The organism is Streptomyces sp. DH37, from assembly GCF_029813835.1.
Lineage (GTDB): Bacteria > Actinomycetota > Actinomycetes > Streptomycetales > Streptomycetaceae > Streptomyces.
Map to the genome: position 1 here is coordinate 23962 of NZ_JARVKV010000002.1, position 25231 is coordinate 49192.

At 70.4% G+C, this 25231-nt stretch carries 17 protein-coding genes, 3 pseudogenes and 1 riboswitch; of the genes and pseudogenes, 8 read left to right on the forward strand and 12 right to left on the reverse strand.

Annotated elements, in window-relative coordinates; genetic code table 11:
• Positions 1-361: 361 nt before the first annotated feature.
• Together QC029_RS01170 and QC029_RS01175 are read left to right on the forward strand one after the other, a co-directional pair.
• On the forward strand, positions 362-1711 hold the full coding sequence (locus tag QC029_RS01170) for a class II 3-deoxy-7-phosphoheptulonate synthase (protein WP_279553374.1): 1350 nt from the start codon (positions 362-364) through the stop codon (positions 1709-1711).
• A 150-nt stretch (positions 1712-1861) separates the two neighbouring features.
• On the forward strand, positions 1862-2128 hold the full coding sequence (locus tag QC029_RS01175; RefSeq protein WP_279553375.1) for a bacterioferritin-associated ferredoxin: 267 nt from the start codon (positions 1862-1864) through the stop codon (positions 2126-2128).
• A 42-nt stretch (positions 2129-2170) separates the two neighbouring features.
• Here QC029_RS01175 and bfr read toward each other — a convergent pair whose 3' ends face one another.
• The gene (gene bfr, locus QC029_RS01180) at positions 2171-2689 is read right to left on the reverse strand and encodes a bacterioferritin (protein ID WP_279553376.1); all 519 of its coding nucleotides are present in this window, start codon (positions 2687-2689) and stop codon (positions 2171-2173) included.
• A 178-nt stretch (positions 2690-2867) separates the two neighbouring features.
• Between bfr and QC029_RS01185 the strand changes: the two genes are divergently transcribed.
• Positions 2868-3491 carry a sulfite oxidase-like oxidoreductase gene (locus QC029_RS01185; protein WP_279553377.1) on the forward strand — a complete coding sequence of 208 codons (624 nt, stop codon included), beginning with the start codon at positions 2868-2870 and terminating at the stop codon, positions 3489-3491.
• Between the two features lie 33 nt (positions 3492-3524).
• On the opposite strand, the gene QC029_RS01190 is transcribed toward QC029_RS01185, so the two are convergent.
• The 7 genes from QC029_RS01190 to thiO all read right to left on the reverse strand — a co-directional run bounded on the left by QC029_RS01190 (position 3525) and on the right by thiO (position 10631).
• Entirely contained in the window at positions 3525-4106 is a 582-nt protein-coding gene (locus QC029_RS01190) for a DUF4396 domain-containing protein (RefSeq protein WP_279553378.1), read from the reverse strand.
• Positions 4107-4183: 77 nt separating this feature from the next.
• Positions 4184-5143, reverse strand: coding sequence for a deoxyribonuclease IV (locus tag QC029_RS01195; RefSeq protein WP_279553379.1), 960 nt, complete (start codon positions 5141-5143; stop codon positions 4184-4186).
• 54 nt (positions 5144-5197) lie between these two features.
• On the reverse strand, positions 5198-6016 hold the full coding sequence (locus QC029_RS01200) for a transglycosylase SLT domain-containing protein (protein ID WP_279553380.1): 819 nt from the start codon (positions 6014-6016) through the stop codon (positions 5198-5200).
• 314 nt (positions 6017-6330) lie between these two features.
• Entirely contained in the window at positions 6331-8295 is a 1965-nt protein-coding gene (gene pknB, locus QC029_RS01205; protein WP_279553381.1) for a Stk1 family PASTA domain-containing Ser/Thr kinase, read from the reverse strand.
• A gap of 128 nt (positions 8296-8423) precedes the next feature.
• Positions 8424-9221: a thiazole synthase gene (locus tag QC029_RS01210; protein WP_279553382.1), complete on the reverse strand. Its 798-nt coding sequence runs from the start codon at positions 9219-9221 to the stop codon at positions 8424-8426.
• Between the two features lie 7 nt (positions 9222-9228).
• A complete protein-coding gene (gene thiS, locus QC029_RS01215) occupies positions 9229-9462 on the reverse strand; it encodes a sulfur carrier protein ThiS (protein WP_279553383.1) in 234 nt (77 codons plus the stop codon).
• A complete protein-coding gene (gene thiO / locus QC029_RS01220) occupies positions 9459-10631 on the reverse strand; it encodes a glycine oxidase ThiO (RefSeq protein ID WP_279553384.1) in 1173 nt (390 codons plus the stop codon). Before thiO ends, thiS begins: the two co-directional genes overlap by 4 nt.
• Positions 10616-10703: riboswitch (TPP riboswitch) on the reverse strand. (Overlaps the previous gene by 16 nt.)
• Positions 10704-10872: 169 nt before the next feature.
• On the opposite strand from thiO, the gene QC029_RS01225 reads away from it, so the two are divergent.
• Complete coding sequence (locus QC029_RS01225; protein WP_279553385.1) at positions 10873-12132, forward strand: NAD(P)/FAD-dependent oxidoreductase; 1260 nt, start codon at positions 10873-10875, stop codon at positions 12130-12132.
• 32 nt (positions 12133-12164) lie between these two features.
• Positions 12165-12341: pseudogene (locus QC029_RS01230) on the forward strand (helix-turn-helix domain-containing protein); the annotation flags it as partial.
• A 140-nt stretch (positions 12342-12481) separates the two neighbouring features.
• Here the strand turns inward: QC029_RS01230 and QC029_RS01235 are convergent.
• A complete protein-coding gene (locus tag QC029_RS01235) occupies positions 12482-12718 on the reverse strand; it encodes a hypothetical protein (RefSeq protein WP_279553386.1) in 237 nt (78 codons plus the stop codon).
• Between the two features lie 1091 nt (positions 12719-13809).
• Here QC029_RS01235 and QC029_RS01240 point away from each other — a divergent pair.
• Both QC029_RS01240 and QC029_RS01245 read left to right on the forward strand, forming a co-directional pair.
• Positions 13810-14293, forward strand: a pseudogene (locus QC029_RS01240) (IS5 family transposase); the annotation flags it as partial.
• Positions 14294-14367: 74 nt separating this feature from the next.
• The gene (locus QC029_RS01245; RefSeq protein ID WP_279553387.1) at positions 14368-15552 is read left to right on the forward strand and encodes an IS701 family transposase; all 1185 of its coding nucleotides are present in this window, start codon (positions 14368-14370) and stop codon (positions 15550-15552) included.
• Between the two features lie 160 nt (positions 15553-15712).
• Here QC029_RS01245 and QC029_RS01250 read toward each other — a convergent pair.
• Positions 15713-16625 (reverse strand): IS5 family transposase gene (locus QC029_RS01250; RefSeq protein WP_279553388.1). Its coding sequence is split into 2 segments (ribosomal slippage): positions 15713-16279 and positions 16281-16625, totalling 912 coding nucleotides; the frame shifts between segments, so codons are not numbered across the junction.
• A 148-nt stretch (positions 16626-16773) separates the two neighbouring features.
• Here QC029_RS01250 and QC029_RS01255 point away from each other — a divergent pair.
• Positions 16774-18169, forward strand: a pseudogene (locus tag QC029_RS01255) (IS1380 family transposase); the annotation flags it as partial.
• A gap of 167 nt (positions 18170-18336) precedes the next feature.
• Here QC029_RS01255 and QC029_RS01260 read toward each other — a convergent pair.
• Together QC029_RS01260 and QC029_RS01265 are read right to left on the reverse strand one after the other, a co-directional pair.
• Complete coding sequence (locus tag QC029_RS01260; RefSeq protein WP_279553389.1) at positions 18337-18720, reverse strand: hypothetical protein; 384 nt, start codon at positions 18718-18720, stop codon at positions 18337-18339.
• The gene (locus QC029_RS01265) at positions 18710-25219 is read right to left on the reverse strand and encodes an RHS repeat-associated core domain-containing protein (RefSeq protein WP_279553390.1); all 6510 of its coding nucleotides are present in this window, start codon (positions 25217-25219) and stop codon (positions 18710-18712) included. The genes QC029_RS01260 and QC029_RS01265 overlap by 11 nt, the downstream gene beginning before the upstream one ends.
• Between the last annotated feature and the right edge of the window lie 12 nt (positions 25220-25231).

Consider the following 25231-nt stretch of genomic DNA (forward strand, 5'->3'; position numbering starts at 1 on the left):
CGCAGCGTGTTCGGCGTGTTCGGCGTGTCCGGCGTCCTCGGTGACCGGGGTGTCTGCGGCGTGTTCGGGGTCTCTCACGGTGGTTCGTTCCTTCCTGTCGGGGAGGAACGGCCCGTGTGCCGGCTGCCGGCACACACGACGAAGGCCGCCCCTCGGGCGGCCTTCGCGTCGTGTGTCAGTGCGCGCGTCGGTGGGCCGCCGGAGAAGCGGGCCACCACCAGGCTGCGGCCGTCACGGCCGGCACGGTCGTCTGCGCGAACATGCTCCGCACCCTACCCCCGCCCCCTCCGCGCCCGCAGGTTCCGTCTCACCCATCGGGCAGACGCGAGGGGCGCCGGACGCCACCCCGTAATCTGGGTGTGTGACCGTGAACGCCAAACCCGACGCCGGTGCCCACACCTGGCGAGACCTACCCGCGGCGCAGCAGCCCGACTGGCCGGACCCCGAGGCTCTGCGCGATGTGATCGCCGAGCTCGAGTCCTATCCGCCGCTCGTCTTCGCAGGTGAGTGCGACCAGCTGCGGGCCCGCCTGGCGTCCGTCGCCAAGGGCGAGGCGTTCCTGCTCCAGGGGGGCGACTGCGCCGAGGCCTTCGACGCCGTCTCCGCGGAGCAGATCAGGAACAAGCTCAAGACGCTGCTCCAGATGGGAGCGGTGCTCACCTACGCGGGCTCCGTCCCCGTGGTCAAGGTGGGCCGGATCGCCGGGCAGTACAGCAAGCCGCGCTCGAAGCCGACCGAGACCCGCGACGGGGTGACCCTGCCCTCGTACCGCGGCGACTCCGTCAACGGCTTCGAGTTCACCCCCGAGGCCCGCACCCCGGACCCGGAGCGGCTCAAGCGCATGTACCACGCGTCCTCCGCGACGCTGAACCTGGTGCGCGCCTTCACCACCGGCGGCTACGCCGACCTGCGCCAGGTGCACGCCTGGAACCAGGACTTCGTGAAGAACTCCCCCTCCGGCCAGCGCTACGAGGCCCTGGCCAGGGAGATCGACCGGGCGCTGAACTTCATGAACGCCTGCGGGGTGGACCCGGAGGAGTTCAAGACCGTCGAGTTCTACGCCTCGCACGAGGCCCTGATCCTCGACTACGAGTCCGCGCTGACGCGGGTGGACTCCCGCACGGGCGATCTGTACGACGTCTCCGGCCACATGGTCTGGATCGGCGAGCGCACCCGGCAGCTCGACGGCGCGCACATCGAGTTCGCCGCCCGCGTCCGCAACCCGATCGGGGTCAAGCTCGGTCCGTCCACCACGCCGGAGGACGCCCTGACGCTGATCGACCGCCTGGACCCCGAGCGCGAGCCGGGACGGCTGACCTTCATCACCCGCATGGGGGCCGACAAGGTCCGCGACAGGCTCCCCACCCTGGTGGAGAAGGTCACGGCCTCCGGCGCCCAGGTGGCGTGGGTGTGCGACCCGATGCACGGCAACACCTTCGAGGCCGCCAGCGGGCACAAGACGCGGCGCTTCGACGACGTGCTGGACGAGGTCAAGGGCTTCTTCGAGGTCCACAAGGGCCTGGGCACCCACCCGGGCGGCATCCACGTCGAGCTGACCGGCGACGACGTCACCGAGTGCGTGGGCGGCGGTGACGAGATCTTCGTCGACGACCTGCACCAGCGCTACGAGACCGCCTGCGACCCGCGGCTGAACCGCAGCCAGTCGCTGGACCTGGCCTTCCTGGTGGCGGAGATGTACCGCGACCAGTGAGCGGCGCCCGCCGAGGCACCCGACCGTGGGGCGTGGATCACAGCGATCCGCGCCCCACGGCGCTGTCCCGGGGGCTCCCCATGGGTTAGGTTAGGGTTGCCTCACCTAAACGGGTGGGGTGTCCGACCCGCCCTTCGTGGAGGTGACCGCGTGTACGTCTGCTCGTGCTTCGGCGTCACTGAGGAGCAGATCCGCGCGCACGCGGCGGCCGGGGCCTGCACCCCGCGCCAGATAGCCTCCGCCAGCAGGGCCGGCACCGACTGCGGCTCCTGCGTGCGCCGCATCCAGGGGCTGCTGGGCCGCGGCGCGTGCCCGCGGCGCGAGACCGCCGCCTCCGCGGCCGGAACCGCCCTCTCCGCCGCGCCGGCCGCGCCGGCCGCGCCGGCCGCACCCGCGCGGACCGCCGCCGCGGCCTGACGCCCGCGCCCGGCGCGGTGGACCCCGCGGACCCCGCGGAGGTCAGTACGAGCCCTGCGCCGAGCCCGCGCCCGTGTGCGACTCCGAGTCCGGCTGCTCGATCTGCTGGGCGAGGTACAGCGGCTCGCCCAGCTTCTCGATGAGCTGGAGCTGGGTGTCGAGGTAGTCGATGTGCTCCTCCTCGTCCGCGAGGATGTACTCGAAGATGTTGGCCGAGGTGATGTCGTCCTTGGCCCGCATCACCTGGATGCCGCGCCGGAGCCGGTCGATCGCCTCGACCTCGACCTGGCGGTCCGCCTGGAACATCTCGGTGACGGTCTGGCCCACCCGCACGTGGAAGAGCCGCTGGTAGTTGGGCAGCGCCTCCAGGAAGATGATGCGGTCGGTCAGCCGCTCGGCGTGCCGCATCTCGTCGAAGGACTCGGCCCTCGTGTACTTCGCCAGCCTCGTCCACCCGTGGTGCTCCTGGAGCTTCGCGTGGAGGAAGTACTGGTTGATCGCGGTCAGCTCGGCGGTGAGCTGTTCGTTGAGGAACTCGATGATCTCGGGGTCGCCCTGCATGCCGACGTGTCCTTCCGCGTGGCCTGGCCGGATGCGCGCATCCTCGCACCGCCACCGCGTCCGGTCCAGTAAGTACCTGCTTGCCCGGAATGCGTGGTCCAGGGCCGGGTGCGGTCGCCGTACGCCCTCGGTGCGGGCGTGGTCACGGGCACCCCCGGGGGTCTGTCACCATGGAGGCATGGTTCAGCCGGAAAGCCGCGAAGGGGAGCGTCCGCAGCTTCCGCCGGGGCAGCGGCCCCAGCGCGGCTGGCCGGTGACGCACTACGGCCCGGTCCCCAGGTTCCGGCCCGAGCGCTGGGAGTTCCGCGTCTTCGGGGCCACCGCCGACGGCGGCACCCACCGCTGGAACCACGAGGAGTTCTCGGCGCTGCCGTACGAGACCGTGGTGGGCGATCTGCACTGCGTCACCCGGTTCAGCATGCTGGACGTCGAGTGGGGCGGGGTGCGGACGCGCACGGTCCTCGAGCTGGCGCCGCCCGCGCCGGACGTCACCCATGTGATGGTGTGGGCCGAGTACGGCTACAGCGCCAACCTGCGGCTCGCGGACTTCGCCGACGACCGCACGCTCTTCGCCACCCACCGCGCCGGCGAGCCGCTCACGGCCGAGCACGGCTTCCCGGTGCGGCTGGTCGTGCCCCATCTGTACGCCTGGAAGGGCCCCAAGTGGGCGCGGGGTGTCGAGTACATGACCGCCGACCGCCGGGGCTTCTGGGAGGAGCGGGGCTACCACAACCTCGGCGACCCCTGGCGCGAGCAGCGCTACTCGTACCAGGAGGAGCCGGGCGACGGCCCCGAGCTGTAGCCCGCTTCCGCCGCCCGGCCCCGGGGGCGTCCCTCAGTGGTACCGGTGCACCACCGCGTGGCCCCTGCCGCGGCCGATCAGCCAGCGGTTGACCGGGGTCGTCACCACGAAGGCGACGGCGAAGGCGAAGGCCAGCGCGCCCCAGAACAGCCCGTCCGACAGGTGGGCGTCCATCGCGCCCGGCGTCAGGGCGAGGACGCCGTTGTCGACCAGCTCCATCACGGTGATCGAGACGGTGTCGGCGGCCAGGGCGACCTTCAGGGCGTTCCGGAGGCCGACCCCGGCCCGCAGGACGGCCGTCAGCGTGAAGCTGTAGCCGAAGAGGAACGCCAGGGCGATGGCGAGCGCCATGGTGGGAGCGTTGTGCCAGCCCAGGGCGGTGCCGATGACCATGCCCAGCACCTCGCCGACGGCGCAGCCGACGAGGCAGTGCAGGGTGGCCCTGGCGGCCACGGCCCAGGAGACGGGCCCGCGGCCGGTGTGGCCAGCGCGGCCGGCGGGCCGCCCGCCGTGCGCCTCGTGTCCCGCGTGCGGGGCGCGGCCGTGGTGGACGTGCTGCCGGTGCGGGGTCTGCTGCCGGTGTCCCTCGTGGGAGCGGGGCGACTGCGACGCCATGGGATCGGCACCTCCGTCGGTGGAAGGGCGGCTGTCTGCCGCACAGAGACAACGCTATACCCCCTAGGGGTATTCCGTCACCCCCTGAGCCCCTTCAGCCGGGCGATGTCCGCCGCGTGCCCCTCCTTCCCGCCCGGCGTCTCGATGACCAGGGGAACGCCCTCGGTGGCCGGGTGGCGGAACAGCTCGCGGAACGGCTCCGCGCCGATGTGGCCCGCGCCGATGTTGGTGTGGCGGTCCCTGTGCGCGCCGGCGACGTCCTTGGAGTCGTTGGCGTGGATCAGCCGCAGGCGCCCCTCGCCCACCACCGCCGTCACCTCGTCCAGCAGCGCCTTCATGCCCCCCTCGGCCGCCGTGTCGTGCCCGGCGGCGAAGGCGTGGCAGGTGTCCAGGCAGACGCCGAGCCGCGGGTGCCTGTCCAGGGCGTCGAAGTACGGGCCCAGGTCCTCGGCCCGCGCGCACAGCGAGGCGCCCTGGCCCGCCGTGGGCTCCAGCAGCAGCCAGGGGTCCCCGGAGTCCCCGGCCGGGTCCAGCTCCTCGAGCAGCGGCAGCATCCGCTCCCGCACCTGGGCCAGTGCCGTGGCGCGGTCGCGCCCGCCGGTGGCCGAGCCGGTGTGGACGACCACGCCCAGGGCGCCGATCTGCCGGGCGCGGCGCAGCGAGTGCCGCAGGGAGCCCACGGACAGCTCGGCCGTGGCCTCGGTGTGCGAGCCGAAGTTGATCAGGTAGGGGGCGTGGACGTAGGCCGGTATCCCCTCGTCCGCGCAGGCCGCGCGGAAGGCCTCGTCCTGCCGGGGGTTGCCGGCCGGCGTGGCCCAGCCGCGCGGATTGGCGACGAAGACCTGGACGGCCTCGGCGCCGATCTCGCGGCCGTACGCCAGGCCCTTGGCGGCGAGCCCGCCGGCCACGGCGACGTGGCTGCCGACGGGGTTGCGGGCGCGGGGGCCGGAAGGAGCGGAAGGGCCGGAAGAGGGGGAAGGGGAGGCGGGGGAGGTGCGGGGGCGGGGGGCGTCGTGCGGGGAAGGTGCGGTGCTCACACATCGAGGGTGCCAGGCCCGTCCGTGAGGGGTGCGCGGGGCGCACCGGGCCGGTCAGTAGGCCGAGTCGACGTTGTCCATGGAGCCGTACCGGTCGGCGGCGTAGTTGCACGCGGCGACGATGTTGGCCACCGGGTCGTACAGGTCGTACTTGGTGCCCTTGACGTGGTAGGCGTCGAAGGTGGGCTGGATCACCTGGAGCAGGCCCTTGGAGGGTATGCCGTTCCGGGCGTTGACGTCCCAGTTGTTGACGGCCCGCGGGTTGCCGCTGGACTCGCGCATGATGTTGCGGTGGATGCCCTCGTAGGTGCCGGGGATGCCCTCGCGCTCCATGATGGCCAGGGCCTCGCGGATCCAGCCGTCGAGGTTGTCGGGGTAGGAGACGGCCTCGCGCCGCTCGCGCTCGTACGCCCGCTCCAGGGACTCGCCGTCGCGGTCGCCCCAGTTGCCGCGGTCGCCCCAGCCGTCGCGGTCGTGAGAGCGGGCGGCCTTCCGGGCGGCGGCCTCGCGCTCCGCGGCGGCCTTCCGGGCGGCGTCGCGCTCCGCGGCGGCCTCCTTCTCGGCGGCGGCCTCGCGGGCGTCGGCCTGGGCCTGCTGGTAGGCGCTGGAGGACTGCTCCCGGATGCCGCCCTGCCGGGCGGAGACCTCCTCGGCCTGGGCGGCCAGGGTCGCCGGAAGCGGGGTGGAGGCGGAGGCGGGCGCGGGCCGGTCGGCCGCCGTCGCAGTGGCCCGGTCCGCCTCCGCCGGGGCGAAGCCGAGCGCCAGGGTGGCGGCGCCGGTGACCGCGGCGAGGCCGACGGCGGAGAACGCGCGGGTGCCGGTCGGGGCGGTGCCGGACAGGCGGAACTGGTCGAGAACGCGGAACACGGACATGGGCAGGGGGACCTCTTCCGATCGCTTGCGTCGCGGAGCCGGGTCAGCCGGGCCGGCCACGGGGCCGGGCGGGGAGGCGCCGGGTTCTGCTCCTCGGCGCTGGCGACCGTTGCATTGTTAGCGACCGGAACTTAACGGGACAAAGGTGTGACCTACTATCCGCAGTAGTAGGTATCCGGCTCCCAGGGATCCCGGGGCAGCGCTTACGGCCGCTCAGGGCGGCCGTAATGTCCACTATGCGACTTCGTAAGTGACCTGGATCCTATGGGCCGTCTCACACCGGATGCCCGTTCGACCAACCGTCCGTGCGCGGATCAGCGCACCCAGACGGTGATCGACGAGCCGCGCCGGGCCCGCTCCCCGCCGGCGACGGACTGGTCGAAGACGGTGCCGGTGAAGAAGACCCTGCGGACCCTCACCTCGAAGCCCGCGTCCTCCAGGGCCCGCCGGGCCTCGTCCTCGCCCATCCCCTCCACGTCCGGGACCTCGACCATGTCCGGCCCCTTGGAGACGGTGAGCGTCACGGTGTCGCCCTCGGCCGCCACCGCGCCCTCGCGGGGGGACTGCCGGGCGACCGCGCCCTCGTCCTCCTCCGAGAACACCCGTTCCGGGGCCGTCCGCACCCTCAGCCCGGCCTCCTCCAGCCGCTGCCGCGCCGTGCCCTCGGCCTCGCCGACGACGCCGGGCACCTCGATCCGCGCGCCCTTGGAGACCACGAGCGCCACGGCCGTGCCCGGACGGCGCACGCTGCCCGTCCCGGGCTCGGTCCGGGTCACCGAGCCCCGCTCCACCTTCTCGGAGAACTCCCTGGTCACCATGCCGGGCTCCAGCCCGGCGGCCTTCAGCTTCCGGCGCGCCTCGGCCGGCGTGTCCCCCGTCACGTCGGGGACCTCGACCCGCTCCGGGCCCTGGGAGACGGTGACGGTCACCGTGCCGTTGCCGCGGATGCGCTCACCGCGGCCGGGATCGGTGCCGATGACGTGGCCCCGCTCCACGGTGTCGCTGTAGTCCCGGACGATCCTCCACTCCAGCCCGGCCTCCTCGATCGTCCGCTTGGCCTCGGCCTCGGTCATGTCGAGCACGCCGGGGGTCCTGGTGAACTGCCCGGAGTTGATGTACCAGACGCCCAGCACCGCGCCGAGGACCAGCAGGACGGTGGTGACCAGCGCCGTCGCCGAGCGGCGCGGCCGGCGGCCGGGGCCCCGCGGGCGGCGTGCGGGGGGCCCGGGCGGGCCCGCCGGCTCCCCGGGCTCCGCCCGCACGGCCGCGGGCACGGGCAGGACGGTGGTGCGGTCCAGGGGGCCGGCGTCCGGGGAGCCGGGGGTCTCCGGCGCGCGGCGCGGCAGGACGGCGGTGCGGTCCTCGGCGCCGGCGGGAGCGGAGGAGCCGTCCCGGCCGGCGGCGGCCGGGGGCAGCGCGTCCAACTGCTCGCCCGTCAGCGCCTCCCGCACGGCGCGGACCTCGGCGAGCAGCTCCACGGCGTCGGCGGGACGCCGCCCGGGATCGCGGGCGGCGGTGCGGGCCACCAGGTCGTCGAGCGCGGGGGCGAGGCCGGGCACGGCGGCCGACGGGGCCGGTACGTCCTCCTGGAGGTGCTGGTAGAGCACCTGGGCCGGGGTGCCGCCGGCGTGCGGCTTGGCGCCGGTCAGCATCTCGTACAGCACCACGCCGCAGGCGTAGACGTCGGCCCGGGCGTCGGCGGCGCCGTGCTCGATCTGCTCGGGGGCCAGGTAGGAGACGGTGCCCAGCACCGAGCCGGTGGAGGCGGAGGTCTGGCTGCCCACGGCCCGCACCAGGCCGAAGTCGGCGACCTTCACCCGCCCGTCGTCCCCTATCAGGACGTTCTCCGGCTTCACGTCGCGGTGCACCAGCCCGGCCAGGTGCGCCGCGCCCAGCGCGGCGAGCACGGCCTCCAGGACGTCCAGGGCGGCGCGCGGCTGGAGCGCCCCGCGCTCGCGCAGCACGTCGCGCAGCGTGCAGCCCTCGACGTACTCCATGGCGAGGTAGACGTAGCCGCCGTCCTCGCCCTGGTCGAAGACCCCCACCACGTTCGGGTGGGCCAGGCGCGCGGCGGACCTGGCCTCCCGGATGAAGCGGCCGACGAACGAGGCGTCGGCCGCGAAGGAGGGGTGCATCACCTTCAGGGCGAGCACCCGGTCGAGCCGGGTGTCCAGCGCCCGGTAGACCGTGGCCATGCCGCCGACGGCGATCCGCGCCTCCACGCGGTACCGGCCGTCGAGCACGTGCCCGATCAACGGGTCCCGAAGGGTCGTGTCCACGGCGCAGAGTCTACGAGCCGCCGTCCCCGCGTCCGCCCGCACCGGACGCAGGCGCACCGGAGTGCAGCGGAACGGTGACGAAACCGCTGCCGCGGCGCGACGGCGGAGCGGGAACCGCCGGGCGGCGCCTACCCGAACGCCGGCCGCTCCGGGTCGAAGTCCGCCGTCCCCTCCACCGGCGAGGACGCCAGCGCGAAGTGGCGGCGCGGGATGCGCCCGGCCCGGTACGCCAGCCGCCCCGCCTCCACCGCGTGCCGCATCGCCCCGGCCATCAGCACCGGCTCCTGGGCGCGGGTGACGGCGGAGGCCAGCATCACCGCCGCGCAGCCCAGCTCCATGGCGAGCGCGGCGTCCGAGGCGGTGCCCGCGCCCGCGTCCAGGATGACCGGGACGGACGCCCGCTCGGTGATCAGCCGGAAGTTGTGCGGGTTGCGGATGCCCAGGCCCGACCCGATGGGCGAGCCCAGCGGCATGATCGCCGCGCACCCCACGTCCTCCAGCCGCCGCGCCAGGACGGGGTCGTCGCTGGTGTACGGCAGGACGGTGAAGCCGTCGTCCACCAGCGTCTCGGCGGCGTCCAGCAGCTCCACCGGGTCGGGCAGCAGCGTGCGCTCGTCGGCGACGACCTCCAGCTTGATCCAGTCCGTGCCCAGCGCCTCGCGGGCCAGCCGGGCGGTGAGCACGGCCTCCCCGGCGGTGAAGCAGCCCGCGGTGTTGGGCAGCACCCGGATGCCGTGCCGCTCCAGCACCGACAGCACCGAGCCGGAGACCGTGGGGTCCAGGCGCCGCATCGCGACGGTGGTCAACTCCGTGCCGGAGGCGATCAGCGCCCGCTCCAGGACGTCCAGGCTGGGCGCGCCGCCCGTGCCCATGATGAGCCGGGAGGTGAAGGCGGTGTCGCCGATGGTGAGGATGTCGTCGGCCATGGGGAAGTCAGCCTCCCTGTACTGCGGTCAGGACCTCGACGCGGTCGCCGTCGCCGAGCGGTGTCGCGGGCCACTGCCCGCGCGGTACGACGGTCTCGTTGACGGCCGCGGCGACACCGGTGGACGCGGTGGTCAGGGAGGCCACGAGCCGGTCGAGGGTGAGACCGGCCGCGACCTCGCGCGGCTCGCCGTTGACGCGGACGGTGACGGTGGCGGTGGCACGGGGGGCGCCGGTGCTCATACGGGGCTCTCCTGGAGCGTTCGGTCGAAGCGCCGGGGGGTGAACGGGCGCGCTTCGTCGGGGAGTTCTCCGGTGGTCAGGGCCTGGGCCAGGGCGTCGCCGGTGACCGGGGCGAGCAGCACCCCGTTGCGGTGGTGGCCGGTGGCCAGGTGCAGGCCGGGCAGGGCGGTCGGACCGAGCAGCGGGGCGTTGTCGGGGGAGCCGGGGCGCAGGCCCGCGCGGGTCTCCACCAGCGGCAGCTCGGTGATGCCGGGCACCAGCTCGTGCGCGTCGCGCAGCAGCTCGTAGACGCCGCCGGCCGTCACCGTGGTGTCCCAGCCCTGCTCCTCGCTGGTCGCGCCCAGCACCAGCTCGCCGTCGGTCCGCGGCACCAGGTAGACGTGGCCGCCGCGCACCAGCGCCCGCACGGTGCGCGAGAGGAACGGGGCGTAGGCGGCGGGCACGCGCAGCCGCAGGATCTGGCCCTTGACCGGGCGCACCGGCGGCAGCACCTCCCGGGGCACCCCCGCCAGCCGGCCGCTCTCGCCGCCCGCCGCCAGCACCACGTGCTCGGCCTCCAGCGCGGTGCCGTCTGACAGCACCGCCCCGGCCGCCCGGTCCCCGGCCAGGAGCAGCCGCTCGGCCCGCTGCCGTACGAGGGACACCCCGGCCCGCTCGCAGGCGGCCAGCAGGGCGGCCGTCAGCCGCCGGGGGTCGGTCTGGTGGTCGCCGTCCACGCGCAGCCCGCCGCGCACGCCGGGAGCGAGCATCGGCTCCAGGCGGCGGCACTCCCGGCCGGTCAGCCACGCCGACTCCAGCCCGCAGCGCCGGTGGAGCGCGTGCAGCTCCCGCAGATGCGCCCGGTCGTCCGCGTCCAGCGCGACGGCCAGGGTGCCGCAGGCGCGGTAGCCGGTCTCCCGGCCCGAGACCTCCTCCAGCTCGGCCGTGAAGGCCGGATAGCGTCGCGCCGAGGCCAGATTGAGGGCGAGCAGGGACTCCTCGCCGTAGTGCAGCTCGGTGACGGCCGCCAGCATCCCGGCCGCGACCTGGGCGGCCCCGCCGCCCGGCGCCGGGTCGACGACCGCCACCTCCGCTCCCCGCTGGGCGGTCCGCCAGGCCGTGGCCAGCCCGATGACGCCGCCGCCGATGATCACCACGCGCATGGCGCCGTGCCCTCCCTTCGCCGGCATGACCCGGATCAGGTTCGTACGGTCGGAGGCCGCGCCAGCCTCCCTCTCAGCCCGGTGCGCCGGGCTCCCGCGCGTTCTTCGTTCGCCGAACGCCCGCCACCCTATCCGCGCGCCCGCCGCGGCTGAAGGGGAGCCCGGCCGGCGGCGGCCCGCCGCGGCGGGCCGCCGCTGTGGCGGGGGTCTCACCGGGGCCCGCCGCGCGGCCGCGCGGCGGGCCGTCCCGACCTCCTACAGTGATCGCGTGAGCGCGCGAACCGAGCAGCAGAGCAGGCAGCGGGTCCTCGTCGTCGGCGCCGGGGCGGCCGGCGTGCACACCGCGGTGCAGCTGCGCGAGCAGGGCTGGCCGGGAGAGGTCACCCTGGTCGGCGCCGAGCCCCACCAGCCGTACGACCGGCCGCCGCTGTCCAAGGCCGTGCTGCTGGGCAGGGCGACCGGATCCGCCTTCGACGTCGACTTCGGCGCGCTCGAGGTGGACCTGCGCCTGGGCGTGGCCGTCACCGGCCTGCGCACCGCCGACCGGGAGGTGGACACCGCGAGCGGCCCGGTGGCGTACGACCGCCTGGTCGTCGCCACCGGCGCCGAGCCGGTCCCCCTGCCCGGCGCCGAGGGCGTCCCCGGGGTGTACCTGCTGCGCACCCTCGACGACGCCGAGCGGCTGCGGCCGGTGCTCGCCGGGCGGCGGGACGTGGTGATCGTCGGGGCGGGCTGGATCGGCGCGGAGTTCGCCACCGCCGCCCGCGAGGCGGGCTGCCGGGTGACCGTGGTCGAGGCCGCCGACCAGCCGCTGGCCGGCGTGCTGCCGCCCGAGGTCGCGGCACGGACGCGCGCCTGGTACGAGGAGGCGGGCGCCGTGCTGCGCACCGGATGCGCCGTCACCGCCGTCACCGCCGTGCGCGCCGCGGGGACGCCCCGCGCCCCGGTGTGCGAGGTGGAGCTGTCCGACGACTCGGCGCTGACCGCGGACGCCGTCGTCGTCGGGATCGGCGCGCGCCCGGCCACCGGCTGGCTGGCGGGCTCCGGCGTGGCGCTGGGCCGGGACGGCTCGGTCCTCGCCGACGACCGGCTGCGCGCCTCGGTCCCCGGCGTGTACGCCGTCGGCGACTGCGCCTCCTACCCCTCCGCCCGCTACGGCCGGCGGCTGGCGGTCCACCACTGGGACAACGCGCTCCAGGGGCCGCGCACGGTCGCCTCGGGCCTGGTCGCCGGGGAGGCCGAGACACCGCCGTACGACCCGGTGCCGTACTTCTGGTCCGAGCAGTTCGGCCGCTTCGTCCAGTACGCGGGCCACCACACCGACGGGGACGAGCCGCTGTGGCGCGGCGACCCGGCGGACGCGGCCTGGTCGGTGTGCTGGCTGCGCGACGGCGTGCTGCGGGCCCTGCTGGCCGTGGGACGCCCGCGCGACCTGACCCAGGGGCGGAAGCTGATCGAACGCGCCGCCGCCCTGGACCCGGTGCGGGCCGCCGACCCGGCCGTCCCCCTGAAGAGCGCGGCCCGCTAGTGACTGTCGGTGCCAGATGGCAGGCTTGTGCCGTGAACGAGATTGACGCGAAGACCGATGCTCTCGTCCCGGCCTGGCTCACCCTCCCCGACGTCGCCGAGAGGCTCGGCGTCGAGGTGACACGCGTGCGGCAGCTCGTCAGGGAGGGACAGCTCATCGCGGTGCGCCGCGGCGAGAACCGGGTGCTCCAGGTGCCCGCCGACTTCGTCGGCGGGCCGTCACGAAAGATCGAGGCTAGCGGGGGGCTGTTACTGGGATAGCGGGGGCTGACCTGCGAAGTAGTGCCCATAGAGGGGGCACGTAGGCCCCCGTCCCGGATACCCGGGGCGGGGTCTTTCCGCGTGTTCGGCTACCACTCAAAGTGGCAGACCGCACCGTCACCCGCGCACATCTGGTGCACCTCGACGGTCATCGGCGCCGGCGCTGGCCGGACCTCCGGCGCGGGGATCAGCGCCGCGGCCCCGGCCGCCAGCAGCGAGATCGACAGGCTGGCGAGGAAGGAGGTCCATCCGGAAATCCGGTTACCGCTGACCGTCCCAGCAGGTGACGGAACCGGCTTCACCGGAATTTGGGTTGGTATTCTCATAACTGAGCTCCAATCTATGACTGGGTTGAGCTACTGATCAGCGGGTGATGGCCCGCTGGTTCCTGCGGCGGCCGGGTGTTGGAGCACCCGGCCGCCGTGCATGATGACGCCCCCAGGATGATGCCGAGAGCCGTCCGCGCGGCAACGTGTTTTGGCGCCGCATGGTGTGACTGTCGCCCTGTCCGGTGACAGCAGCGACAGGACGCTATAACGGATCCGTTCCGGCCACATACCGCTAGCGCACAGATCCGCCACCGGCCAATTTGGGTAACCCAACCCGTCAGCAAGCTCAGTTAGGGCACTTGACCTGCCGGTTTGCATGAGCGGGCATTCCCTGACCAGCCTGCTTACGCCGTCTTGCACTGGTGCACAGAATGCCTGTGTGGTCTTAAGAGGCAGGACGGACGCACTGCAGGTCGCCGAACAGAGCCCTAAACGTGGCCGAATTCAGTCGTTCCTTACGGCGAGCAGATCGAAAACGCCCCGTTGCCTGCTGGTCCCACCCCCGGCAGCGTCACCCCCGACTGGCAGCAGCACGGAAGGCCCCCGCTCATCCCAGGCGGCGGCCTCCGTCGTTGCGCAGCTACTCCTCGGGCAGTAGTCGGCGGGTGACGCTGGCCGCGAGCTGACGCGCTGCGGTCGATGCCCGCCCGTACCGCCGCACCGCAGTGGTCCCAGGCGTTCTCCAAGGGGAATGCCTGGGACCACCAGGGCGGGGGCTTCTCGCGCTTCTTCCGGCCGAACATGTGCAGCAAGATGTTTCTACCGGAAGCGCGGGCCAACCGTGGCGATACGACCACGGTTGCCGCCCCAGCTGTGGGGCTCTGCCCCACAGCTGCATGGTGCTCTGCACCCCGCAGGCGCCAACCGTTGCCTAGACGGGGACAGTTGCGGCTCGTAGCGCGCTAAGCGGTGTCGTCAAATGGGTTCGGGTCTTGTCATGGCCGGGTGGTTCGTCGTCATGGACTGACCGATGCCAAGTGGGAGTTCGTCCGGCCGTTGCTGCCCCGGCCGCGCCGGGGCACAGTCGGCTGGACGACCGCCGGATCCTGAACGGGATCGTGTGGAAATTCCGGAGGGGGCACCGTGACCAGGGGCTCGGCCGGTCCCGGGGCGGCCTGACCCCCAAGATCCACCTGGCCTGCGACGCGGCCGCCCGCCCGATGGCTCTGGTGGTCACCGGCGGCAACGCCAACGACTGCACCCGATTCACTGTCGTGATGGAGGCGATTCAGGTGCCCCGGACCGGCCCGGGCCGCTCCCGCACCCGGCCGGACCACGTCATCGGCGACAAGGGCTACAGCTCCAAGGCCATCCGGGCCTGGCTGCGCCGCAGGGGCATCGCGCACACGATCCCCGAGCGGGCCGACCAGGTCCGCAACCGGCCCGACGCGGCAGCCGCGGCGGACGGCCACTGGCCTTCGACTCCGAGCTCCACAAGCGCCGCAACGTGGTCGAGCGGTGCTCCAACCGAACCGACTCAAGCAGCGGCGCGGGATCGCCACCCGGTATGGCAAGACCGCCCAGTCCTACCAGGCAGCCGTCACCCTCGCCGCACTGCTGATGTGGGCGTGACACTTTGACGACACCGCCTACTACTGCAACGGTGCTTGCCGTAACGGGAGGCTGGGTCTGTCGTTGTTCTGGGCATGGGTGGGGACGTGGTCGAGGCGCAGATATGGGCCGGTGAACTGGATGCTCTGTATGGCTGTTTCGCTCATCGTTTCGGCCGGTCGGAGCCGCGGGAGTCGGCTCTGGCCTACATGCGCGGGCTGATAGCCCCGCTGGAGCGAAAGAACGGCTGGACGCTGGCGGAGGAGGCCGGCCATGCAGGCCCGGACCGCATCCATCGGATGTTGAACCGGATTGAGTGGGACGCCGATGAGGTGCTCGACGACGTGCGTCAGTACGTGGTCGACAACCTCGGCGACCCCGACGCCGTCCTGGTCGTGGACGACACCGGCTTCCTGAAGAAAGGGACGCGGTCGGCCGGGGTGCAGCGGCAGTACTCCGGCACCGCCGGACGCACGGAGAACTGCCAGGTCGGCGTCTTCCTCGCCTATGCCACCGACCGCGGGCGGACACTGATCGACCGGCGTCTGTATCTGCCCACATCCTGGACCGACGACCGCGACAGGTGCCGCCAGGCCGGCATCAACGACGACGTCGCCTTCGAGACCAAGGTGGCCATAGCCAAGGCGATGGTCCGCCGCGCCATCGCGGACAAGATCCCGTTCCGGTGGGTGACCGCGGATGCCACCTACGGCTTCTCCAAGGGATGGCGGTCCGAGCTGGAGCGGGCGGACGTCTTCCACGTCATGGCCACCACCCGCCACGACACCGTGGTCACCCGCTGGGCGATCGACCATCCCGTCCACGACCTGTTCAACGGTCTTGCCCGGCAGAAATGGAAGCGCCGTTCCTGCGGTAGTGGGGCTCACGGCCTGCAGATCTACGACTGGGCACGTGTCGAGGTGCGGCCCTGGCGCCGGCCCGACCGCCGTCACTGGGTGATCGCCCGCCGCAGCGTCGCCCGCCCGCAGGAGATCTCGTACTACATCGCCTACTGCCCCGCTCAGACCACCCTGGATGACCTGATCCGCATCGCGGGCAGCCGATGGGCCATCGAGGAATGCTTCCAGAGCGCGAAACAGGAATGCGGCCTGGACGACTACCAGGTCCGCTGCTACCCCGGCTGGCACCGCCACATGACCCTCGCCATGGCCGCCCACGCCTGCCTGACCGTCCTGCGAGCCCGTGAGCTGGATGCCGGGAAAGCAGAAACGGATCCTCCCAGCTCATCCACCTCAGCCTCGCCGAGATACGACGGCTGATCACCCGCCTCACCGACCGCCAGCCCACACACGTCGAGCACATCCTGCACTGGTCGACATGGCGCCGAAGACGACAACACCAGGCCCGCACCAGCCACTACAAACGACGCGGACACATCCCCTGACCTGGCTATCAGTCACGGCAAGCACCGTTGCAGTACTAGGCTCCGTCTGGCAAACGATCTTGGGCTGGTTCGCGGAGCCAGAGGATCAGTGAGGCGAAGCGGACTCCCGCCTTGTAGCGGGTGGCCAGTTTGTCGAAGCGGGTGGCGATCGCGCGGAACTGCTTGAGGCGGCTGAAGCAGCGCTCGACCACGTTGCGGGCCTTGCAGAGCTCGCGGTCGAAGGCCGGCGGTCTGCCGCCGGCCTGTCCGCGCCGCACACGGTTGGCCTTCTGATCGGCCCGCTCCGGGATCACCGCCCGGATGCCCCTGCGCCGCGGGGACTGGCGGATCGCCTGGGACGAGTACGCCTTATCGGCGATGACCGCGTCGGGCCTGCGGCGGGGCCGTCCGGCGCCGGTTCGGGGCACCCTCACCGCGTCCAGAACCGCGTCGAAGACGGTGGAATCGTTGGCGTTGCCGGGCATGACGAGGACGGCCAGGGGCAGGCCCCGGCCGTCGCAGGCCAGGTGGACCTTGGTGGTCAGCCCGCCGCGGGACCCCCCCAGCGCCTGGCCAGCCGCCGAGCGTGCCAGATCTTCCAGTTCGTCCCCCCCCTCGCCGCCCCTTTTTGCGGGCTCCGGCGGCGTGCTGGTGGGCCCGGTTGACCGTGGAGTCCACCGACACCGTCCACTCCACCGCTCCGATCGAGTCGTCGCGGACCTGGACCTCCTGGAGCAGGCGGGCCCAGGTACCGTCCGCCTCCCAGCGGGCGAACCGCTCGTAGACCGTCTGCCACGGGCCATAGCGCTCGGGCAGGTCACGCCAGGGCACCCCGGTCCGCAGCCGCCACAGCACTCCGTTGATCACCTGTCGATGATCCCGCCACGGCCGCCCCCGGCCGTCCGCTCCTGGCAGCAGCGGCGCTATCCGCTCCCAGGCGGCATCCGTCAACTCACCTCGACCCACCACAAGATCAATTATCAGACACGGCCTAACCTCGCGCTTTCATGAAGCGGCCTGTCCGACAGGCGGTCAGGTAAGCGAAAAGTGCCTCTGACCAGCGAGAATGAGGATTGCTGAGGTCCTTGTTCCCGCTCCTGTCGGAGGCGCTTTCCAGGTGAAGCAGCCTACCGGGTCCTACCCCCATGTCCGTGTCCAGGATGACGGCCGAGCCGTGGTCTCCCAGGCCGGGTCGGTCCTGCTGGTCGAAACAGCCCGCGAGACCGGTCTGGACCAGGCGATATCGCAGGTGCTGGCTCCGTGGCGCAAACCGCGGGCCGTCCACGACCCGGGCAAGGTCCTGCTGGACATCGCACTGGCGGTCGTACTGGGCGGGGACTGCCTCGCAGACGTCGCCATGCTGCGGGCCGAGCCAGCCGTCTTCGGCCCGGTCGCCTCCGACCCGACCGTCTCCCGCCTGATCGACACCCTCGCCGCCTCCGGCGAGAAGGCCTTGCGGGCCATCCGGTCCGCACGGTCCGAAGTCCGTCAGCGGGTCTGGTCGTTGGCCGGGGAGAATGCCCCGGACGCCGACGGACAGGTCACGGTCGACCTCGACGGCGTCTTGGTGACCGCACACTCCGACAACCAGGACGCGAGCGACCTGGAAGAAGACCTACGGCCATCACCCGCTGACGGCCTTCGTCGACCACGGCTCGGGCGGCACCGGAGAGCCGGTCGCCGCCCTGCTCAGGCTGGGGAACGCGGGCTCGAACACGGCCGCCGACCACGTCACCACCGCCCGCCTCGCCTTGGCCCAAATGCCCAAGACCTACCGGCGCGGGCGGCAGACCCTGATCCGCTGCGGCTCCGGCGGCGGCACCCACGCCTTCGTCACCTGGCTCGCCCGGCGCGGGCGGTGGCTGTCCTACTCGGTCGGCATGGTGATCACCGGCGCGATCCACCAGTATGTGCTGAGGATCCCGGCCTCGGCCTGGACGCCGGCCGCCGAGACCGGCGGCGAGATCCGCGACGGCGCCTGGGTCGCCGAACTGGCCGGCGACGTCCTTCACGGCTGGCCGGCGGGCATGCGGCTGATCGTCCGCAAGGAACGACCGCACCCCGGGGCCAGTTGCGGATCACCGACGCCGACGGCATGCGGATCACGTGCTTCGCCACCAACACCGCCGACCGGCCGATCGCCGAGCTCGAGCTCCGTCACCGGCTGCGAGCGAGGGCCGAGGACCGCATCCGCGCCGCCCGGGCCACCGGCCTGCGCAACCTGCCCCTGCACCGCACCGCCCAGAACCGGATCTGGCTGGAGATCATCCAGCTCGCCCTCGATCTGCTGGCTGGGGGCACCCCCGGACGAAGTCTGGGGGAGGCTGCCGATGCTCGCTCTGGCCGGCACCGTCCGCCTCTTCGAGCCCCGCCGCCTGCGGTTCCGCCTGTTCACCGCGGCCGAACAACTGGTCACCACCGGCCGCCGCCGCATCCTCCGGCTGACCCTGCACTGGCCCTGGACCGGCATGATCACCGGAGCCCTCGAACGGTTCGCCCTCCTGCAGTCCCCGGCTGATCAGCGGATTCCCCGTCCCGACGAGCAGCACCACCCGACCCGGGGCAGTGGAACCCGGCGCCCACCCGACGCGACAGCCGGGCCGCCGACCTGCCCGGGTTCGGAAGCAGAACGCGTGAGGGTCCGCCAACTCTGTCGGCGGACCCTCACGAAAGATCGAGGTTAATAACCAACCTCGCGGGCAGAACTATGCCCCATAACAGTCAATGCCTCACGGGAAGCGGAAACAACGCTATCCCACTCCTGTGAGTGGATTATTTCTGTATCGCTCGAGGCTGAAATGGAGATAGCTGTATCGAGCGCAGATTTCAGCGTCGTCAATGCCGAGGCTTCCTCTTCACTGACGAGGATCGAACCCACCCTTCCTTTAGGGTTTGCGAGAACTCCGGTGTCGTCAAAAAAATCCAGCGCATCATCTAGTTCAGAGTCTTCAAAGTCCTTAGTCCAATTTTCCTCTTGCCACTTCCTGTCGGCTAGCTTCATCAGCCAGTCACTCAACTGTTCACGGAGCCATGGGGTTCGGAGATTCGGATCATCAGGGGGCATTCCAGCTCCTCCATGTCTGCCACTCGCTAAGTGGGATGTGTGCCTCTACTGGGTGATCTTTTATTTTCGCCCCAGGTGGGAGAAGTTCCCCTCCTCGCCCGACGATCCTACCCCCTGAGTTGACCACTACATGATCAACCCGCTGGGTGTCCCATTTTGAGTTAGGGTCCCCCTTGTCTATGCGAACACTATCTTGTGATCTCCCTGGGGCTCGCCAGGTAAATCCTTGTTTGTTGGGATTCTTCCTGAATTTGCTGGTCATCTCAGGGGCGGACCAACCGCTAGGTATCTTTCCGGATCCTCGCGGAAACCAACCAGGGCCGATGTCGGGAGAACCTTTTCCAGGGCGAGGCGAAGATGAGCTTGGCTTGTGCCCAATTATTGCCGCCAGGGCGGCTGGAGTCTGGTAGTAGCCGCTGGAGGTGTCGTATCCCAGACCTTCTACCCACTCGTCAAACTGGGTCCCGTAGTCGCATCCTGGGGCGCCTGCGCCTCCATCCCAGCAGTCGCTGTCGAATAGCCAGCCACCTAGTTCGGCCGTGTGTGCGATGTTGCTTAGCGCTCCATAGGTCATTTCCCCATAAGTCGAGCATGCTCCTGCAAAGAATCCCAGGGCTTCGCATACCGCACTGGTATCCCTAGGGCCCTTCTTGGGCTTTTCCTTCACGATCGTTGGCTGCGGCCAAGAGTTGATGGGGTGAGGCGGTGGAGGCGGTGCGTTTCCAAAAGTGAGCCCGTTCCCACCGTGGTGGGCAGGTTCGGGCATGGGGTCGCCGTCGTCGGGGCAAGCTTCTCTGCCGCTTCGGCCACAGTCGAGACCGAGGCCGGTCGGGTCGGAGAAGGTTATGGGGTTGTTGATGCTGTAGCTGTAGCCGTTGAGTGTTTGAGGCTTGTCGAGCTCAAGCAGGGGGTCGACGCTGATGAACTGGCCGACAGCGGGATCGTATTGGCGAGCCCCGATATGAGTTAGACCGGTGGATGTGTCAGCGGGTTTGCCGAGGAATGCCTTGTCGTCAGGCCAAATAGCGGCTTTAGGGCCGCGGGGTGCGCCGAAGGGTGTGGTGTAGCGCTTGGTGACAGCGTAGGTATCGGCGTCCAATGCGATGCTGCTGGTGCCATGGTGGTCGGCAGCGAGAAAGTTGAACTTGGTGCCAGAGGAACCTGCAGTAGCAGTGCGGACAGCGATGGTCTGGCTATTGGCGGTGTAATAGCGGGTGCCAGTGAGAGTCTTGGCGGTTCCCTTGACGGTCAGGCGGACTTCCGTGCCTCCGAGGTAGAGGATCGTGTCGCCGTCGCCTGTGGCGCGGCGGATGAGGAGTTCGCCGTCCGCGTCATAAAGGTAGTCGGTTGCCTTGGTGTTCTCGGTGAGTCTGGTGAGCTTGCCTTCGCTGTTCCAAAGCAGGGTCTGCTGAGCGGTTGCTCCAGGACGGGACTCGGTGTTGCCGGCGGCGTCGTAGCGGTAGGTACCGGCCTTGGCCCCGGTGGTCTCGTCGAGGGTGTGAGGCTTGGTGTCGGCAGGGTCGTTGTAGGTGTAGGTCGTGGTGCTGTCGCCGAGGGCGGTGTGCTGGGTCTCGGTCTTGCGCTGACCTGCGATGTTGTAGGTGTAGGAGGTCCAGTACGGGGCGGCTCCGTCGAGGTTGGCGGTGGTGCGACCGGAGATGGAGCAATCCGCTGCCTTGGGGGTCCAAGCCTCGGCCAGACGGCGGTGGCCGTCGTAGGCGAAGCACTGGTAGTCGGGCTTGGCGGTGCCGCCTTGGGTTGCTGCATCGAAGATGGAGGTGACGTTGCCGGCGTCGTCCTGGGTGAACTTCAGCTCCTGCGGCATATAACCGTGGAAGTCATCGGTGACGTAGGCGCGGGTCAGTCGGCGCGTACCCGGTTGGTAGTCCCAGTTGAGGTAGGCCTTCTTCGCTGTTTGCTCACCGCTTTTGCCCAGCGTCAGCTGCCGCAGGTCCCCTTGAGGGGAGAAGACGGCGCCGTGGAGGTAACCGGTGGTGCCATCAGCGGTCAACTGCTGGCCGGTGGCGTTGTAGGTATAGCGAACGGTTTCGAGCGGAAGGCCGCCGACGGCGGGCTGAGTAGCCTGGCTAACGGTGCCGTCAAGGCGGTAGCCGGTGGAGAAGGACAGGGCCTTGGGGACACCGGCGGCGACCAAGGGGTCGGTGTCGGGCAGGATCAGTTGGCTGCCGGTGACCTGGTAGAGACTGTCGTAAGCTGTTGCCTTCCGGGTGTAGGCCTTGCCGGTCAGGCCGCCGTCGTAGCGTACGGCGGTGTCCTGCTGGCCCTTGTACAGGGTGTCAAAGGTCCAGGCGGCGAGCTTGTTGGCGTCGGTTCTGTCCGTCTGCCAAAGGCCTGTCTTGCGGTTGAGTTCGTCGTATCCGTAGAGGAGCTTGTTGTTCTCGGCGTCGAAGGTGTAGTCGACGCGGTCGAGATCGTCGTAGAAGGTGCGGCTGGTGCCCTTGTCCGGGTCGGTGGCGCTGTCCTGGCGGCCGAACAGGTCGTAGGTGTAGGACCACTTGGCCTGGTCAGGTCCGGTGATGGTTTCCTGCTGGCCGGCGGGTGTGTAGGTGTATTTGGTGGTGGTGTAGTCGGTGCCGGTCGGCTGCGGTCCGCCGTACTGGCGGCTCTCGGTCATCTGGCCGAGGGCGTTGGTCACCACTGCGGTGGCCTGGCCGCCAGTCGGTGCGGTGGTGGTGACGGTGTCGCCGGTGTAGGCGGTAGTGGTGGTCCAGCGGGTGACGTTGTAGTTCTTGGTGACCTGCTTGGTTGCCCGGCCCGCGCCGTCATAGGTGGTGTCGGTCTGTACGGGGGCCTGGCCGCCTTCGGTCTGCACGATGGTGCTGGACGGGCCGGAGAGCTCGTCCCAGATATCGCCCTGGCTGCTGACGGCGAGGCCGCGGTCGTCGTACAGCGTCAGGGACACCAGCCGTCCACCGACGGGGGTGGGGGTCTGTGTCTGACGGCTGCGGAGTAGGGAGTCGTAGAACTCGTAGGTCGTGTTGTAGCCGGATCCGTCGCCCTTGAGGGTGTTGGTGGCGATCCAGGAGAGGTCGGAGCTGGTGACCTTGTAGGCATATATGTAGTTAGGGGTCTTGTTCAGAGCTTTGAGGCGGTTAGGTAGCCAGACTTTAATGACCCGGCCGAGGGCGTCGTACTCGGATTCGGTGATCCTGTCGTTGGTGTCGACGGTCTTGAGAAGAGCGCCGGTGGCGAAGTCCACCGTGGTGGTCGTCGTGTGCTGCTTGGCGTTCTCGACCGTGGTGGAGGTCAAGGGTCCTGCCGCCGCTGGCGTGTAGGTCGTCGTCGCGGTGGTGCGGCCGTTTATGTCCTTGACCGTCAGCGGCCGGCCGAGGCTGTCGTAGGTGGTGGTGGCGACCTTCTGCCAGATGGGGTTGTTGGCGGTGGTGTAGCCCTTGGCCCGGCCGGTCCACTGCGGTTCGCCCTTGGTGGGTGTCTGGGTGGAGGACCAGGTGGTGGTGTCGTAGGCGGTTGCCGTGTCTGAGATAACGTCGCCAGGGCGGTTGGAGTCCGCAGGCAGGTCGAGGGCGTCGCCGGTGATGGCGCAGGGTTTGGCGGTGACGCGGGTGCGGGAGATCAGCGAATTGATGCCGACTGCGTCGTTACGGGCGTACCAGGTGCGGGTGCAGCGCTCGTCGCCAGTGATGGCGCTGTCGCCCTTGTCCTCGACGGTGGCGGGCATGCCGTAAGCGTCGTAGGTGGTCACGACAGACCGGACCCGGTCGTAGGGGGTGATGGCGCTGGTGATGTTGGTACGTGTGTGGGTGGCGCCGGTGCGGACGTAGTACGCCTCAATGTCGGCGTAGGACTTGTGTTGGGTGGCGGTCCGCTTCGACCACGGGTCGTTGATGGTGCCGGAGACCTCTGCGGTGCCGTTGTAGGTGACGCTCTCGCGGATGAAGCCCGCGTACTGGTCGGAGTCGGTGATTTCGGGAGCCTTGACGCCAGTGACCGTGACCGTCTTACGACTGTCAGGGGCGAGTTTGCCGTCCGCACCCAGGACACGGTCGCCGTTCATGCCGCGCAGGTAGACCTTGGTGGTCTTCAGTTGTGTGCTGTCTTGGTCGCCGACGAGGTGGGTGACCTTGCCGAAGCCGCGCCAGATGGACCAGGTGCGTTCCCTGGCCGGGGTCATCGGGTCGTCGTTGTAATGCCAGGCACCACCGCCCTCGTACCGGTAGGTGTGCTGCACGGCTTCGGAGCCGCCGTGGGTGGCAACGGTGGAGACGGAGGTGACCGGGTACTTCTGGAACCAGTCCAGTTGCGATTCGCTAGCTCCGTTGGGGGACCAGTAGACCGGGTAACAGCGGCGGGTGTTCTGGTCCACCTTGGGCATGGTCTGTCCAGCCACGCAATCGGCCTCGGCGTAGCTGACGATCGTCTTGGCGCCGGTCTCGGAAGTGATGGTGCGCAGGCGCGGTTTATCGAGGGAGATGATGTCGTCGGTGGCGCCGTCGACTCGGTTGGGCAGGAAGACGTGGGTGAACTTCACCGGGTCCAGGGCGAGGTCGGTGCCGTGCTTGCCGGTGTGCCTGATCTCGTCCAGCCACAGTGACTGGTCGTGGGAGTCACCGGTGTCGCCCGGGTCCAGGTAGAGGTGCTTCAGCGCCCAGTGGTCCACTGCCTGATGAGCCGGTGTGGTGGCGGCTGCGTTCCAGGCGTAGGTGGTAATGCCGGTCAGCCGCTTACGGGTGAAGAAAGAAGGCGTGGAGCTGCCGGTGCACTTGTCGCCGTCTTTGCATATCGCATCGAAGGGGACATCCGGCCAGTTGTTCTTGGTGTCCTCAGTCAGGGAGTCGCAACCGGTGCCGGAGGCGATGCAGCGCTCTGAGTAGGTGAAGACGACCTTGTTAGAGGCTTCCGGTGTGGCGGAGAACATGGCTCCGGCGCGCTGGCCGTAGCGGATCTCTCTGAGGTATCCGCCGCGGGTGTAGCCAGTGCCGGTGGTGTCATCGCCGAGTTTGTCGTAGTTGTTGCCTTCGGCGGTGTACCAGTAGGACATAGCGTTGCCGTGGGTGTCCTCGATGTAGTCGAGGTTCCACCGCCAGGCCTGCTTCTTGTCCCGGCCGGAGAACGATGTGCCGCCGGTGTAGCCGGGTTCGCCGGAATCGTCGCCGAAGACGGGCACGGTCCACACCGAGTTGGTGCGGTCCTCCGCGCCGGCGCCGTCGAGCTTATTCAGACCGAAGACGTACTTGGTGCCGTCGCCTTTGATGACGGTCCAGTGCTCGCCTTCGCCATCGATACCGGAATCGCCCCCGTCGCCGTTGTCGGCACCGGTGCCGTGAATGACGGTCGAGGCGTCGTCGTTCTTCAGGCGCCACTTGCCCGACGTGTCGTCCTTGACCAGTTCGGTGGCCTGGCCGTTGAGTACCAGGGAGGCGTTGTCGTACTTCCAGCACAGGTCGAACTTGCCGGTCTGGCCGTCGTCGTCACAGGAGCCGTACTTGCGCTCGATGTAGGAGGAGGTGAGTTCGAATCCTTCGCCGACCGCAGTGGTCTGGTTGTTGGTGTTGGCGGTGCGGCCGTCGACTCTGCCGGAGTCGTAGGAGAGGGCCAGGTCCGGCTGCGGCCCGGCTGCGGCGGGCGGGGTGCGCAGCGGGTAGGACCAGGTGAAGGAGCCGGATGATCCGCCGGCTTCCCAAGTGGATGATGCGGCCAGCGGGGTGGCCTTGTAGGTACCACTGCCGGACTTGGCGCCAGCCGCCAGGGCCAGCACCATCGTCTCCCCCGCGGACGCGGTCCTGGCGGGTGCGGTGGCGAAGGTCAGCTGGGTGTTCAGTCGCTCGCGCTCACGATCGTTGGTGAAACGCAGCGAGGTGCGGGTGCGGCACGCGGCTTTCCCCGGGGCGTCCAGGGCGCAGTCGGGCAGCCGCTGGATCTGCAGGCGGCCGGCCCAGTCGCCGCCGTAGGCAGACGCGAAGGCCGAGTAGTCGATTCCTACCCGGGCGGCGCCACCTGTGGCGGGGCCGGTGACGGTGAGGACGACGCCCTTGACTCCAAGCTTCCTCGCCTGCTTCTGGCCCAGGACCTTGACGGTGACAGCCTGGGCAGTCCGTGCCTTCTGTCGTCCCTTGGTCTGCTTCGGTGCGGCCAGGGTCACCGGCAGGGCGCCTGGCTTCGCCGTGTCCTGTCCGTCGGCGCCGAGTGTCAGGGTTTCCTGGCTGCTGTGGGGCCAGGTCACCGGCCGCTGCTGGTCGGTGCGCGCCCGTTTGGCCGCGTCCAGGGTGGCGGCCTCGGATTCAGCCATGATGCGGGCTGTTTCCTTATCGACTTTCGAGGTCAGGGGCACAACCTTGGAAGCACGCGGGGGGTTCAGGTCTGGGGCGCCCAGCGGTTTGGGGGCATCGGCGAAGGCGACCGGGGACAGCAGTCCTGGCACCATGGCGAACCCGGCCACTGCCGCGATCCGCCGCACCCAGGAGCGTTTGGCCTGCGCTGTGCTACTTGGTTGGGGTGCGCTGGCCCCGAACTGGTTCATCACGTATCTCCC